Origin of the sequence: Pantoea ananatis LMG 2665 (genome assembly GCF_000710035.2) — a bacterium.
GTDB lineage: Bacteria > Pseudomonadota > Gammaproteobacteria > Enterobacterales > Enterobacteriaceae > Pantoea > Pantoea ananatis.
On the sequence record NZ_JMJJ01000004.1, the window covers coordinates 1,232,609 to 1,247,673 of the forward strand.

The 15,065-nt window shown below is 55.4% G+C and carries 14 protein-coding genes; 8 read left to right on the forward strand and 6 right to left on the reverse strand.

Annotated elements, in window-relative coordinates; translation table 11 throughout:
- Window positions 1-59 precede the first annotated feature (59 nt).
- The 6 genes from ynfM to EL29_RS07565 all read left to right on the forward strand — a co-directional run bounded on the left by ynfM (window position 60) and on the right by EL29_RS07565 (window position 4,733).
- Window positions 60-1,307, forward strand: a complete 1,248-nt coding sequence (gene ynfM, locus EL29_RS07540; RefSeq protein ID WP_028715176.1) for a multidrug efflux MFS transporter YnfM/SxtP(Kp) — start codon at window positions 60-62, stop codon at window positions 1,305-1,307.
- Window positions 1,308-1,472: 165 nt separating this feature from the next.
- Entirely contained in the window at window positions 1,473-1,730 is a 258-nt protein-coding gene (locus EL29_RS07545) for a hypothetical protein (RefSeq protein WP_028715177.1), read from the forward strand.
- A gap of 202 nt (window positions 1,731-1,932) precedes the next feature.
- Window positions 1,933-2,478: a cytochrome b561 gene (gene cybB / locus EL29_RS07550; RefSeq protein ID WP_019105174.1), complete on the forward strand. Its 546-nt coding sequence runs from the start codon at window positions 1,933-1,935 to the stop codon at window positions 2,476-2,478.
- 165 nt (window positions 2,479-2,643) lie between these two features.
- Entirely contained in the window at window positions 2,644-3,828 is a 1,185-nt protein-coding gene (locus tag EL29_RS07555) for a sugar transporter (protein ID WP_014605781.1), read from the forward strand.
- A 456-nt stretch (window positions 3,829-4,284) separates the two neighbouring features.
- Window positions 4,285-4,608: a hypothetical protein gene (locus tag EL29_RS07560; protein WP_013025858.1), complete on the forward strand. Its 324-nt coding sequence runs from the start codon at window positions 4,285-4,287 to the stop codon at window positions 4,606-4,608.
- A gap of 26 nt (window positions 4,609-4,634) precedes the next feature.
- The gene (locus tag EL29_RS07565; RefSeq protein WP_015700245.1) at window positions 4,635-4,733 is read left to right on the forward strand and encodes a YoaK family small membrane protein; all 99 of its coding nucleotides are present in this window, start codon (window positions 4,635-4,637) and stop codon (window positions 4,731-4,733) included.
- A gap of 1 nt (window position 4,734) precedes the next feature.
- Here the strand turns inward: EL29_RS07565 and EL29_RS07570 are convergent, their stop codons facing one another.
- The gene (locus EL29_RS07570) at window positions 4,735-5,001 is read right to left on the reverse strand and encodes a DksA/TraR family C4-type zinc finger protein (RefSeq protein ID WP_014605780.1); all 267 of its coding nucleotides are present in this window, start codon (window positions 4,999-5,001) and stop codon (window positions 4,735-4,737) included.
- Window positions 5,002-5,103: 102 nt separating this feature from the next.
- A complete protein-coding gene (locus tag EL29_RS07575) occupies window positions 5,104-6,699 on the reverse strand; it encodes an ABC transporter substrate-binding protein (protein WP_013025860.1) in 1,596 nt (531 codons plus the stop codon).
- A gap of 127 nt (window positions 6,700-6,826) precedes the next feature.
- Here EL29_RS07575 and pepT point away from each other — a divergent pair, with 127 nt between their 5' ends.
- Entirely contained in the window at window positions 6,827-8,053 is a 1,227-nt protein-coding gene (gene pepT, locus EL29_RS07580; protein WP_014605778.1) for a peptidase T, read from the forward strand.
- Window positions 8,054-8,109: 56 nt separating this feature from the next.
- Here the strand turns inward: pepT and EL29_RS07585 are convergent, their stop codons facing one another.
- Both EL29_RS07585 and EL29_RS07590 read right to left on the reverse strand, forming a co-directional pair.
- Window positions 8,110-9,780, reverse strand: coding sequence for a methyl-accepting chemotaxis protein (locus EL29_RS07585; RefSeq protein ID WP_013025862.1), 1,671 nt, complete (start codon window positions 9,778-9,780; stop codon window positions 8,110-8,112).
- 189 nt (window positions 9,781-9,969) lie between these two features.
- Window positions 9,970-11,490, reverse strand: a complete 1,521-nt coding sequence (locus EL29_RS07590; protein ID WP_019105167.1) for a carboxylesterase/lipase family protein — start codon at window positions 11,488-11,490, stop codon at window positions 9,970-9,972.
- Between the two features lie 172 nt (window positions 11,491-11,662).
- Between EL29_RS07590 and EL29_RS07595 the strand changes: the two genes are divergently transcribed.
- Window positions 11,663-12,097 (forward strand): DoxX family protein, encoded by a 435-nt coding sequence (locus EL29_RS07595; protein ID WP_028715178.1) that lies wholly within the window; start codon window positions 11,663-11,665, stop codon window positions 12,095-12,097.
- Window positions 12,098-12,130: 33 nt separating this feature from the next.
- Here the strand turns inward: EL29_RS07595 and hglS are convergent, their stop codons facing one another.
- Both hglS and EL29_RS07605 read right to left on the reverse strand, forming a co-directional pair.
- Entirely contained in the window at window positions 12,131-13,471 is a 1,341-nt protein-coding gene (gene hglS / locus EL29_RS07600; protein WP_028715179.1) for a 2-oxoadipate dioxygenase/decarboxylase HglS, read from the reverse strand.
- 67 nt (window positions 13,472-13,538) lie between these two features.
- Complete coding sequence (locus tag EL29_RS07605) at window positions 13,539-14,879, reverse strand: MFS transporter (protein WP_013025866.1); 1,341 nt, start codon at window positions 14,877-14,879, stop codon at window positions 13,539-13,541.
- Window positions 14,880-15,065: the final 186 nt, after the last annotated feature.

Sequence of the window (15,065 nt, forward strand, 5' to 3'; positions counted from 1 at the left end):
GACAACCTAATAGACCTTTTCTACAGTAACACTCTGTTTTTACTCATAAGGATCCCCCTGTGAATCGCTCTTCACCTGCGGTGCCGCTGGACAGCGATATGCCTGCACAGTCTGAGGCTTCCTCGTCTGACTGGATTGTGCGCGGCACCCGGCCTTTTATGCGCGTCACGCTCGCCTTGTTTTCTGCCGGGCTGGCCACCTTTGCCCTGCTGTATTGCGTGCAGCCTATTCTGCCGGTGCTCTCTGCACAGTTTGGCATTTCTCCCGCCGCGAGCAGTATTTCGCTTTCCATTTCCACCGCCATGATGGCCCTGGGATTACTGGTGACAGGCCCGCTGTCCGATGCCATAGGACGGAAGTCCGTGATGGTAACGGCGCTCATGCTGGCCGCAATCTGTACCCTGCTCTCTGCCACTATGACCAGCTGGCACGGCATTTTACTGATGCGGGGCTTGATCGGCTTATCGCTGAGCGGTGTGGCCGCGGTGGGCATGACCTATCTGAGTGAAGAGATTCATCCCAGTGTGGTGGCCTTTTCGATGGGGCTGTACATCAGCGGAAACTCGATTGGCAGCATGAGCGGCCGCCTGATAAGCGGTGTATTAACCGACTTCTTTTCATGGCGCATAGCCATTGCGGCCATTGGCTGTTTTGCCCTCGCCGCTGCCCTGATGTTCTGGAAAATCTTACCGGAATCGCGCCATTTCCGTCCGGCCTCGCTGCGCCCGCGCCATCTGACCATTAACTTCCGTCTGCACTGGCGCGATGCGGGATTGCCGCTGCTGTTTGCCGAAGGCCTGCTGCTGATGGGCGCCTTTGTGACGCTGTTCAACTATATCGGCTATCGCCTGCTGGGCGCGCCGTGGCATTTAAGTCAGGCTGTGGTGGGCTTGCTGTCGGTGGTTTATCTGACCGGGTCATGGAGTTCCCCGAAAGCCGGCGCGTTAACCAGCCGGTTTGGGCGCGGCCCGGTTATGTTTGGCTCGACCTTTATTATGCTGATGGGGTTACTGCTGACGGCATTTAACGGTATCGTGCTGATCTTCATTGGTATGATGCTGTTTACGGCAGGATTTTTCGCCGCGCACTCCGTGGCGAGCGGCTGGATTGGCCCACGCGCTCGTCGGGCAAAAGGTCAGGCTTCTTCGCTCTATCTGTTCAGCTATTACGTCGGCTCAAGCGTGGCGGGTACGGCTGGCGGCTTTTTCTGGCATCAGTTTGGCTGGGGCGGCCTGACACTGTTTATCTCCGCTTTACTGCTGTTAGCGTTGTGGGTTGCCTGGCAGCTGCACCGCCGCAAACTCTAGCAAAACTTAATGAATATTCCGGGTGTTTGACTGCCCGGAATGCGGCCCGTACAAGAATTGTCCGTATTATCAGTATGATTGCCTAAAGCACGCGTTTCCCCGCTATAATCGGTTTGATCCCAAAGATTAATGTCATCTTTGAATTCACAGCAAGGGGGAGACCTAATGGCGCGATACTATTACGTCAACAAACAATCAGGCTACAACGATAATCACGTGGTTCATGCAAGCGGCTGTAAATATCTTCCGGATTTGGAAGGTCGGCTGTTTCTCGGCACATTTTATTCCGCAACCGCAGCCATTCAGCAGGCCCGTAAGTACTATCCCGGTTCATTAGGGTGCGATGCGTGTTGCCCGGTTGCCCCGGGTAAAAATGTGCACACTCAGGACAGTGTGGCGCTTAAGCACGGCGTGGATTCCTGATTACGCAACGCCCGTTTGACGTCAGTATGGCGGTTGCTGGCCGCCATTCTCAGCCCAGCCCGTATGCCGGTTATCCTCGCCTTCTCTGCCCCCGAGTCTGCTGTCTGCGGTTGGTCTGTCATCCCACAGAGTCGTCATTTCGTTAAGCTTTTTCATTTTTTTCCGTTATCTTAGAACCCTTACTTTCATACAGGGCTCTACCATGCGTAATAAATTCGCATCGTCTCAAATTGCGCTTCACTGGCTTACTGTTCTGCTGCTCATCATTGCCTATGCCACGATGGAGTTACGTGGCTATGTCGAGCGGGGTTCCTGGCAGCGCTTTGCGATGATGGTGACGCATTTCAGCGCCGGGGCGACGATTCTGGTGGTGATGCTGTCGCGATTACTGCTGAAACTCCGTCATCGTAGTCCCGCCATTGTTCCTCCGGTGCCGCGCTGGCAAACCGGGCTGGCTCACCTGACGCATACGCTGATTTATGCGCTTTTCATCACGCTTCCGGTGCTGGGACTGGCATCGCGTTATCTGAAAGGTCGCGAGTGGCAGTTATTTGGTATACCGATGCCGGTGGCGGCCGAACCTGACTTTGATCTGTCGGATACGCTGACCGACTGGCACGAAACGCTGGCCCCACTTGGCTACTGGCTGATTGGCTTACATGTGGCGGCGGCGCTGTTTCATCATTACGCCCTGAAGGACAATACGCTGCTGCGGATGATGCCCGGACAGCGTCATCGCGGGCCGTAAACGCCATACGGCCGTATCGGGCAAAAAAATTTCATCTTAATCTGCGCCTGGTGGTTCCACCCGGCGCGTAATTCCTCCACAATAACCGCTAAAGTGTGACGCAGGTCACTATCATGGGGTGATCGCCCTGACTCCTTTTTGACGCACAGACTGATTTAACTTCTCATGCCATTAACAACTGTTTCCCGTAAAACGGCCTGGCTACGCGTGGTGCTGTTGGCCATCGCCGCTTTTGTGTTTAATACCACCGAATTTGTGCCGGTCGGTTTACTGTCCGATATTGCCGCAGGCTTTTCGATGAAAACGTCTGAAGTGGGCATTATGCTGACGATCTATGCCTGGGTGGTGGCCTTACTGTCACTGCCTTTGATGCTGCTGACGCGGAATATTGAACGCCGGCTCCTGTTAACGGTTCTGTTTATCGTCTTTATTGCCAGTCATGTGCTTTCTACGTTTGCGTGGAGTTTTACCTCCCTGATCGTATCCCGTGTGGGAATTGCGTTGTCCCATGCGGTGTTTTGGTCAATTACAGCATCGCTGGCAATTCGTGTTGCCCCCGCAGGTAAAAAAACCCAGGCACTCAGCATGCTGGCAACCGGCACCGCGCTGGCAATGGTTTTGGGCGTGCCGATTGGACGCGTGGTCGGTCAGGCGCTGGGCTGGCGCACAACGTTTGGCGTGATCGGGCTGTCCGCCCTGGTGCTGATGATTATGCTGGCGCGTATCCTGCCACGGTTGCCCAGCGAGCACACGGGTTCGCTTAGCAGCGTTCCCCTGCTGTTCCGCCGACCGGCGCTTGTCGGGATGTATCTGCTGGTGACGTTAATTGTGACCGCGCACTATACGGCCTACAGCTATATTGAGCCTTTTATGCAGCTCGTTGCTAATGCCAGCGAGGGGTTCACCACCTTACTGCTGCTGCTGTTCGGTTCGGCGGGCATTATTGGCAGCCTGTTATTCAGTTCGCTGGGGAAAAAATTCCCATCTGCGTTGCTGATTGCCGCTATCGCGCTGGTGACGCTGTGCATGGGACTGTTAATCTTCGCCGCAGTCCGGCCCGGCGCAATCATTACCCTGTGCGTGGTCTGGGGAATGGCAATGATGATGATTGGCCTGGCGATGCAAATCCGCGTGCTGTCTTTAGCCTCGGACGCGACGGACGTCGCGATGTCATTAATGTCCGGTATTTATAATATCGGTATTGGTGCGGGCGCGCTATTAGGCAGCCAGGTCAGCGCTTACATGAGCCTGTCTGATGTGGGTAATGTGGGAGCGATCATCGGACTCGCGGCGCTGTTATGGTGTATTTATATTTTCAAACGTTATCCGCAACTGCGTTCCAACGGGTGACAACAGCAGGCTTCGTGATGACGGAGCCTGCTCTGGTTTATTCCTCACAGACACAATGCGTGAAAACAGCCGTTCGGCTACCGGCACCGGGATCATGCCGCCGCGCGTTGGCGGTTATCTGCGTCATCGATCACGCCGCGTCACCAGCCTGCCCGACGTTAGCCAGCACGAGTCAGTGAATTAAGGTCACAGACAACCCTAAACATTAAATAACGGAATACGCACCGCACCCCGCGTTTTTAACGTCGTAACCTGAGACAGCGTATTGGCCGGTATAAAATTGGCACGTGTAAATTGGTTATTTAAGCCGCATCGTTAAGGTATAAAACGTCTGGGAATTCGCCTGCCGTTAATAAGCTAAAAAAGTTCGTTAAATATCATTACCCTATTCTCAACACTTCCATTACCTATGTTTACCCCGTATAACGGAGAAAATCGTTAACGTCAGGTGTCATAATGACGAGGAAGTGGTTAACTCTATATTTGTCACGCAGCGTCAGCCGGGTCATGCTGGATGATATTCGGGCGATCTTGCCCACTGATGGGGTGAAAATTTTTCTCAATGACTTAGACGATGCCTGCCATGCCACAGTAGAATGTGTGCAGGCAGAGAATACCTGCGCGCTTGTGGCCTCGGCGATTGTTGTGTGGCGTCAACTGGGTCATATCCACACAATGATTTACACCAAAGGCGAGATACGGCGTGCGGTAAATGAGGCGACCCAGTTTGAACTGTTTACGTTGCTGAAGAACCATCACGCCGTGTTACGGCTGGCTTAATCCCTGAATAGACTCACAGGATAAACATGAGAATTGGTCTGTTGTTCCCCATTGCTATCATCGTGGCCGGCATCGGTTTTCTCGCCTGGTTCATCGGCAGCGGCCTGGCCATGCCGGGATCATAATTCAGCGAAGCTGGCTGTCTTTACTGCCGCGACGGTTGTAAAGGCTGGTTTCTTTTTGCTGCTTATCGATTTTTTCCTGACAGGTGACACAGTAGCGCACGCCTTTCAGTGCCTGACGGCGCGCCGCCGGTATCGGTTCGCCGCACAGTTCACATTCCGTGGCGCTTTCGCCCTGACCGATCGACTGGCGCACGCGTTCGATCCCGTCGTTAACGGTACTGTCGATCTGTTCCTGAACCGCCCCTTCTGAAGCCCAACCGTTCGCCATGTTATTTCCCTTCTGAACACCAAACACACTCTTAACTGTACAACATATCTGACATTTTGCAGGCAAGGCGGCACACGTCCCTGTGAGCCGCCGCATCATGGATTACGGCTTGATATCGACCTGATAAAAAATATGCTTGCCGAAGGGATCCACTTCATAACCGCTGACCGTCGTGCGTATCGGTTCATAAATGGTGGAGTGGGCAATCATGACGGCGGGCATCTGGTCATGCATGATCTGCTGCGCCTGCAGGTACATTTGAGTCCGTTTGCGCTGATCCGGTTCGGCCCGGGCTTGGGTGATCAGGGTTTCAAACGGCTGATAGCACCACTTTGATGAGTTTGAACCGCCTTTCGCCGCGGTGCAGGTATAGAGCGGTCCGAAAAAGTTATCCGGATCGCCCGTCGCCGTTGTCCAGCCCATCAGAGCAGCCTGATGTTCACCGTTGCGCACGCGTTTGAGGTATTCGCCCCATTCATAACTCACGATGTTGGCCTTGATGCCGACTTTTGCCCAGTCGGCCTGGATCATCTCCGCCATCCGGCGCGCATTCGGATTATAGGGGCGCTGAACCGGCATCGCCCACAGCGCGATTTCCGTTCCCGGTTTCACACCCGCTTCGGCCAGCAGGGCTTTAGCCTTTTCCGGATCGTAATCGTAGTCTTTGAGATCCTTGTCTGCGCTCCAGACGCCAGGCGGAAGAATATTTTTGGCGACCGTGCCCGTGCCTTTAAAAATGGCCTCAATAATGGCGGGTTTGTTTATCGCCATGGCCAGCGCCTGACGGACTTTCACATTATCAGTGGGCGCTTTAGTGGTGTTGAATGCCAGAAAACCGGTATTCAGCCCTGCTGCCTGTTTGAGCGTGATCGCCTTGTTCTGTCGCATTTTGTCCAGGTCGGCCGGATTAGGGAATGGCATCACCTGACACTCATTTTTTTCCAGTTTGGCGTAGCGCACGGCGGCATCCGGCGTAATGCTGAAAATCAGCCGATCCAGTTTGGCTTTCCCCTGCCAGTAGTCAGGAAACGCCTTATAGAGAATGCGTGAATCTTTTTGATACTGCACTAGCTGGAAAGGTCCGGTGCCTATCGGGTCCATATCCACCTTCTCTGGCGTGCCGGCCTTTAGCATCTTGTCCGCGTATTCCGCTGAATGGACAGAGGCAAAGTACCAGGCCAGGTCGGCCAAAAACGGCGACTCCGGATGGGCCAGGGTGAAGCGCACGGTGTGATCGTCGATGCGATCGATATGGGTGATAAGCGTCGCCAGCTGCAGGCTGTCGAAGTTGGAATAATTGCCACCAGAGACCGCATGATAGGGATTTTTGCTGTCCATTTGCCGCATAAACGAGAAGATCACATCATCTGCGTTGAAATCGCGGCTGGGCGTAAACTGCTTATTGCTCTGAAATTTGACGTTGTGCCGAAGATAAAAGGTATAAACCTTGCCGTCCGGGCTGATATCCCAACGTTCTGCCAGGCTGGGAATCAGTTCGGTCGTGCCCGGTTTGAAGTCCACCAGGCGATTGAATACCGGTACAGCACTGGCATCCACGCTGGTTCCCGAGGTGTAAAGTTGCGGATTAAAATTTTCAGGGGAGCCTTCGGAGCAGTACACCAGCGTTTTTGCATGGACGCCGCCCGCCAGAGCCACACCTGCAGTAAGCAGTGCCAGGGTCGTAAACCTGTTTCTCATTATTGTCCTCGCTTTCTGTTGACTTCCGTTAGTCTGAATATCTAAATGAATGATTTAGCGCTTTGATAGATAGCATGAATCACCACCATAGCGAACCCCGCAGTACGTCAACTAATAAGGATTAGTGATGACCGACAAACTTCAGGCGCAACTCATTACGCGTTTTTTTCGTTACCTGGCGGTAAGCAGCCAAAGTGATGCAAAGTCCAGCACCTTACCCAGCACCCCCAGCCAGCACGCGATGGCGCAGCTGCTGGCGGACGAATTACGTGACCTTGGCCTTGAGCAGGTTGTGATTGATGAACATGCCACGGTAACGGCGCTGAAACGAGGAAACTGCCCCGATGCGCCGCGCGTGGGGTTTATCACCCATATCGACACGGTTGACGTGGGGCTGTCCCCTGACATTCACCCGCAGATCCTCACCTGGCAGGGTGAAGACCTTTGTCTGAACCCACAGCAGGACATCTGGTTACGTCGGGATGCGCACCCGGAGATCGCGCCCTATATCGGCCAGCAGATTATTTTCAGCGACGGCACCAGCGTGCTGGGCGCCGATAACAAGGCGGCCGTGAGCGTCGTCATGACGCTGATGGAGAATTTGCAGGGCAAACACGGCGACGTCGTGGTGGCGTTCGTGCCGGATGAGGAGATCGGGCTGCGCGGCGCGAAAGCGCTGGATCTTGAAACCCGTTTTAATGTGGATTTCGCCTGGACGATTGATTGCTGCGAGCTGGGCGAAGTCGTTTATGAGAACTTCAACGCGGCCGCAGCGGAAATCCGCTTTACCGGTGTGCCGGCGCATCCGATGTCGGGCAAGGGCGTGCTGGTCAATCCCTTACTGATGGCTCACGATTTTATCAGCCACTTCGACCGGCAGGCGACGCCGGAACATACCGAAGGTCGCGAAGGCTATATCTGGTTTAACGAGATGCAGGCCAACGCCAGCATTGCCACGCTTAACGCCTCGATTCGCGATTTTGATCTGGCAGGCTTTGCTGCACGCAAACAGCAGTTGCAGGCGGTCAGAGATATCATCGCCGCGCGCTATCCCACGGGCAAAGTTGAGCTAACCCTTCGCGATATTTACAGCAATATCAGCAATGCGATGGGTGAAGATCGTCGGGCGGTTGATCTGATTTTCGCCGCCCTGCAAGCGCTGGATATTGCGCCTAAGGTGATCCCCATGCGCGGCGGCACCGATGGCGCGGCTTTGTCGGCGAAAGGTCTGTTAACACCCAACTTCTTTACTGGCGCGCATAACTTCCATTCGCGCTTTGAGTTCCTGCCCGTGACCTCCTTTGTGAAGTCATACCAGGTGGCAGAGAAGCTGTGTTATCTGGCGGCGGAGTGATGGGATACAGGCAGTAAAAACCGCCTTCGCGATGAAGGCGGTGGTCAGATGCGGGTTTAGAAAGTTACCCAATCGCCGTTATCCGCCGACGCGGCTTTAGGCTGGAATGAGGTCGTTGGGCTGGCCGGCTGTGAGGGCGGCTTCCGCGTTGACGTCGGTGCCAGGGGCGCATCGCTGGACAGGCGGAACTGTGCGACAGAGGCCTGCAAGGCTTCCGTCTGCAGCGCCAGCGCACTGGCGGCGGCGGAGACTTCTTCCACCAGCGCGGCGTTTTGTTGGGTTACGCTGTCCATTTCCGTTACCGCCGTGCCAACCTGCGAAATGCCTTTGCTTTGTTCTTCTGAGGCGGCCGCGATTTGCTTCATGATCGCGTCAACATCCTGCACCGATTTCAGAATACCGCTCATGGTGCCGCCGGTCGTGCTGACCAGTTGCGCCCCCTTTTCCACGCGCTCAACGGAATCCGCAATCAGGCCAGCGATCTCTTTTGCCGCACCCGCACTACGCTGGGCCAGATTTCTGACCTCACTGGCCACAACGGCAAAGCCACGGCCCTGTTCCCCGGCGCGGGCGGCTTCTACTGCGGCGTTAAGCGCGAGGATATTGGTCTGGAACGCAATGCTGTTGATGACGTTAGTAATCTCTGCAATTTTCTTCGAACTGTCAGAGATTCCGTTCATCGTGGTGACCACTTCACCGACAAGACTACCGCCCTGTTTGGCCGTGATCGTTGCGGCTTCGGTCAGGGTACTGGCCTGACGCGCATTTTCCGCATTGAATTTCACGGTCGCCGTCAGTTGTTCCATACTGGCTGCGGTTTGCTCCAGCGCGGCAGCCTGCTCTTCCGTACGTGAAGACAGATCGTTATTACCAATCGAAATCTCAGCGGCTCCGCGTGAAATGTTTTCCGTGCCGCTGCGAATCGCACTGACGGCTTCGCGCAGGCTGTCCTGCATGGCGCTCAGTAAGGGCACCAGTTTGCCGACGCAGTTACGGCCCATATCTTCAACCGGCTTGCTGAGATCGCCTTTGGCGATGACTGAAAAATGTTCGCGAATTTTTTCCAGCGGCTTAACCAACATTTTTACCAGATAACGGTCGGTAAACAGCAGAATCAGCAAGCCAATCACCACGGTGACTGAAATCAGGGTTTTGGTCATCGCGGTCATACGATCGACTTCAACCCGCGTTTGACCCAGTTTGACACTTGCCACTTTATTGAAGTTTTCAGTACTGGCACCAAAGGCACGGCTCAGCGCAGGGGTGACGTCATTTGCCTGTTGGCGATAGCTGTCCAGCGAATCCTGGCGGGCGCGCTGAAGCTGAACCGTCACGCCCTGGTCGAGCAGTTTTTGCCATTTATCAATGACGTCATTGGCAACGGCTGCATCCATTGGGCCGGGAGAGAGCTGTTTGAACAGGGTCAGCTGCTGAGACATACTGTCCAGTGCCTGCTGTACGGGCGCGAAAGCCTCATCGTTTTGCGCTGTGCCTGCCGCTTTTTTCTCCATGACGCGCGACAGGCGCGTAATCATACGAAAGTACTGATCGTTGCCCTTACTCAACGCGGTCATCTGTTCCACGATATGGCGATCGACATCGTTGCCGTCACTCAACGAATTGAGCGAATGAATACTGAACAGCCCGATTCCGCTCCACAGCAGGCAAAACAGCCCGAGTATTGTCAGCATTACCGCGCGAATTGTGAAATTTTTAAGCATACCCATACTGAAATCCCTTAAACGTTAACCCGTGACACCGGGCGTATGGTATATATCGGCATAAAGGCCGAAAATGTAACAGCGCTGTTAAACTTTTTTATGCTGGTGCACTGCCTCCGCGACAGATCACCGTTTCAGCAAAAATCAGCCTGGAGGGCGCGCAGGATGGCACCCGGCACGAGGGCTGAGGGAGCACTACAAGCGAACCATACGCGACATCATCAGGCGAAACAGCGCCAGCCGCCGACGCATAAAGCGCGGCATGAGTCTGAGCCCCGCTTTCCCCTCGCACCCGAGTGACATTGTCACGTCATTCTTCGCCTGCCAGGCAGGCCAGGGCAAGATCCCGTCCAGTTGCGTCGTGCTGGTGTTCACGTCGCGGGCAAAGAGAAACCAGTAGTCACTGACCTGCTGCGCAAACGCGTGATCGGCGTCCGTAAAGCGGCGATCGTCGCTGACAGCGGGCAGGTTATGCAGAGTATTCATGACGTAGGGGATTTCGTTACCGTGCCAGGTGCCGTGCGGAAAAAGGTCCCGCGAATGTTCAGATACGTAATCAAACCAGTAGCGCCAGCCCGGCATAGCGACTTTTTGCTGCGCCCGCATCACCAGCCAGGGAAGCAGGCTAAACGTCATATCCCGTGCCACGGCACGTCCGAGCAACGCATCCGTCTCAAGCGGATAAATCCATTTCAACAGCTGATAGCTGAACCGGTTTTGACGACGAAGCCGGTCTACCACCGTGGCGGCATCGACACTGAAATACGCCAGTACGCTGGCTTCGTCGCTGTTGCTTCCGGCCATCAGCGGCAGACGATGCTGACGTCCGGCCATAAACGTCTCCAGTACCGGCGCGGGAAGGACCGCATCGCCCGCGATGGCAACAGGACCGAGCCCGTAGCTGCTGTCCAGTGACCAAAAGGCCTCAGCAGGCAGCGCGCGCAGCTGTTCCATGCTGGCATCAGCGGGCAAACCTAAACGGCTGGCCACCTGCACGCCTTTCTCAAGCGCCGTGGTCCGCGTCACGTCTGGCAGACTATAGGCACTCTGCACAATTCCCTTGTGGAACAAACCGGCTGACAGGGGCGAACAGCACAGCGATAACAGGCTACGTGCGCCAGATGACTCGCCAAACAGCGTAACGTTACGGGCATCGCCGCCGAAGGCGTGAATATGGCGCTGAACCCAGCGTAAGGCCGCGATCTGATCCAGCAAGGCAAAATTGTGAAGCGTCCCGGTCGCCGACTGCTCTTTTTCCATGGCCGGATGCGCAAAAAAGCCCAGATGGCCCAGCCGATAGTTAATCGTGACGATAACCGCGCCGCGTGAGGCCAGCGGTTTGCCGTTGTAGGGAGCCAGCCCGCCGGAACCGAGGGTAAATCCGCCCCCGTGCAGCCATACCATCACCGGCAGAGGCTTATCGGGCTGCAGTTCAGGCGTCCAGACATTGAGATAAAGACAGTCCTCGCTGAAATCGCCGGGATCGCCGCCGCCAATCGCAAGGCAGTATTCGCGGTTCTGCCAGCTCGCGGCAGAAAAATGCAGTGCGCTTCGCACGCCCTGCCAGGGGATGACGGGCTGGGGCGCGCGCCAGCGCTGGTCCCCCACCGGCGGCGCAGCATAAGGAATACCTTTAAACACAAAGATCCCGTCATCGATGCCGCCTTGCAGCTCACCGTCCGCGATAGCGATCTTCAGGCCGTGCTCATTTTTCATGCATTATTCCTTGTCTGCGTAGGCGGTCATTATTTCAGGCCATCTGTCTTTGTCCAGAAACACAGCGGGTAAAAATACCGAAAATGTGCGGCGCACGTCCGCCGGGATTGACCGCTCCCGGCGAACCTGTTTTTAGTACTGCATGTCGTTTAACGCGTGAGAGGAATAGAAAATGTTCAGTGGCATCAATCAGCTTTTTGTTCGAATGACCGATCATCCTGACCTGGGCAAGCTGTTATTGCGTCTGACACTGGGTGGACTGCTGCTGTTTCACGGTGAGTTCAAGCTGGTGCACGGGGTGGGCTGGATTTCCCAACTGCTGCACCAGCACGGCCTGCCAGGATTTCTTGCCTGGGGTGCCTGGATCGGGGAAATTATCGCCCCGCTGATGCTGATTGTGGGGCTGATGACGCGGCCTGCGGCGTTCATTGTGGCGGTGAATATGGTGGTGGCAACGCTGCTGGTCAAAACTGGGGTACTATGGCATCGCACCGGCGTGGGCGCCTGGTCGCTGGAGACCGAAGCGCTGTTTCTGCTGGGCGCGCTGGTGATCATGCTGCTGGGCGCGGGAAGATTCACGCTGATACGCGATTCACGGCTGCAATAGTCGCGCAATCCGGGGCAATCGCGCCCCGGTGGGTTAGCATGCCAGGCCGCAACGTTGTAATGAGGCTTCCTGACGCTGGGCATACAGCGCCATTTCGTCCAGTACTGCGCAGCCCAGTGCGGCTTCAAAGCTGCTGCGGCTTGCCTGGCCTGACGAGCGCGCCTGGGTGTGATCCCCGAGGTTGGACTGAAAAATCCCCGCCGCACTGACCGGTAGAAAATCCTCATAAATAATGGGATCGGCCAGAATGCGGCCCTGTTCGATCAGGGCGTCCAGCGGTTCACCGGGCTGAGGCTGTTCAGCCCGGCCTTTATCACTCAGGCGATAATGAAACCAGGCCAGAGCCTCCCGGCGTAGATCGGTTTCGTTATCCGGAAAAGCCTGAAATACAGCAGACAACCGTTGCTGATGCTGTTGATTGTCAGCGCCGCTTCCGGCCTCAGTCAGCAGCCGATCGTAAAGCGCGCGCCCCTCTGGGGTTAAGGCCGCGCCGCGCTGTTCTATCTCACCAAATCTTGCCGTATGGGTGCCCTGGTAGCCATCTTTGAAAACGACAGGTTCCTCCAGCGCTTTAAAACTGGTCTGGCGTAATAAAATCGGCACCTTGCGCCGAGGCGGGCCTTCAATAACGTTTTTGGGATCGATACCACGTTCGGGCATTAACGCCTGAACGCGATCAATGTCCAGGGTTCTCGGTGTCAGGTGGTTGATATGACAGGCAGGAAAACACACGACGTCCGCAATCAGCCGGTGTTGTTGATTAAGGGCCTGATAGGTGTGGCTTTCGACGAGGCTATGCGAGTGCCAGCGAAAGGTTTCTAACGCCTCGGTAATAAAGCGCTGCGCCTGCGTCTCAGTCAGACCGCCCTGCTGTTGATGCTGTTGAATTAATGCGCGACAGCCTGCGGTGAAAATGTCCCGCGAGGCCAGGATTGCGGCAGCTTCATCGCGCAGCGCCGGGTCTTCAATCAATTCAAGCCGCAGTAATGAGGTAAAAATACGGAACGGATTACGACGCAACGCGTCGTCGTCAACAGGGCGAAACGCGGTTGAGTGTACCGGTACGCCCGCCTGAGAAAGGTCATAATAGCCGACCGGGAACATGCCCATAACGGCGAACATCTGACGCAGCATGGCCAGTTCTTCGGCGCTGCCAACGCGGATTGCACCGTGGCGTTCCAGGCTTAAACGGCTCAGCTCATCGGCTTGCGCCAGGCGCTGCTGCAGGGCGCTGTCCGCCGCCAGCGAGGCCTGATTAACGTCTTTGACCAACTGCATCAACGTGCCGTACAGCGGCACTTCCTGCTGATACATGTCCGACATTGCCTTTGAAAAGCCCGTACGGATGGCATCCGCACTGATAACGTTATCCATAATCACCACCTGAAAGCATGAGCGTTGCAGCTACTGTAATCCAACGCGTTGCCGTCAGCGGAAAAAATCATGAATTTGTGATCGGCTTAAAACCATAACGGTTTTTAATCACCAGCATCGCTGTCGTGAGGACGGCCGGGATCGCCAGAAGCAAAAAGATCAGGTTAAAAGACCAGCCGAGCGACAGCATTTCTGCTCCCACAAACGCGCTGAGGATGGCACCGATTCGGCCCACGCCATGCATCCAACTGGAGCCGGTCGCGCGGGCATGGGTAGGATAATAGCTGGCTGATAAGGCATTCATGCCGGTATTAGCACCGTTAAAGCAAAAGCCGCTACAGAAGGCTATGCTGCTCATGACGGTGACCTGCGCCGGTGAGAAACCCAACGCCACAATGGCAATCCCGCCACAAAAGTAGATGACGGCCAACGCCAGGTTGGCATTAAATCTGTCCATCAACCAGCCGGCAAATAACGAGCCCAGGGTGCCGCCCGCCTGATACATGGCGGTGATAATGGCGGCCTGGGTCACGGTCATCCCCTGTTTACTCACCAGCGAAGGCAGCCAGCTACCTATCAGATAAACCAGAAAGAGCCCCATAAAATAGCCGCCCCACAGCATCAGGCTGCCGGTACGGTAGCGGGGAGAGATAACCGTGGCGATTGCGTTTTTGTCTGGCTGAGTGGCGTCCGCTTCGGAGGATTGAAACTGACTGTGCGGGTTCGTACTGCCCGGAATCATACGCTCCAGAATGGTTCGGATGCGTTCTGCCGGCGCACCACGGCTAATTAAGAAACGCACTGATTCTGGCAGTTGCCGTATCAGCACCGGGAGCACCAGCAGCGGTAAAATACCGCCCAGCAACAGAACAGAATGCCATTCGTAACGCGGTAACAGCCAGGATGCCGCAAAGCCTCCGCTGGCTGCGCCAAAGGTAAAGCCGCAGAAAACCACGGTGATGATGAATGAGCGACGGCGCTCGGGGGCATATTCTGCGACCAGGGTGCTGACGTTCGGCATGGCTGCGCCCAATCCGAGCCCGGTCAAAAAGCGGAACAGGATCATCTGCTCAATGCTGTGCGAAAACGCGGTGACCAGCGTCCATAAGCCAAAAAACAGCACGCTGAATATAATCATTAAGCGACGACCAAAGCGGTCGGCCAGTGGACCGGCGATCATGGCGCCCAGCGCCAGGCCAATAAGCGCCGCACTGATGACGACGCCTAACTGATGGTTCGTGACGTTCCAGGACGCTTTCAGCGAGGGCGCGATAAACCCCATGATGGCGATATCCATCCCATCAAGCGCCACGACGATAAAACAGAGTACAATCAATCGAATTTGGCCACCGCTCAGGGCACCCTGATTGATTAACCGGCGAACGTCTACCGACTCAACGCTGCTCACGGACGTACTCTCCTTAACGAAATAACTATCAGTTTTGGTAAAAAAAACGGCGCTTATGATAGCCGATCGTTAACGATAAAACGCGTGAATTTTACACGAGAATAATAATCATTCAAAAAATGGTTAGTTAAGTTAATGATTTTTCAGTCACGACTGGCGGCTGCGTTATCCCACGATAGCGCCTCA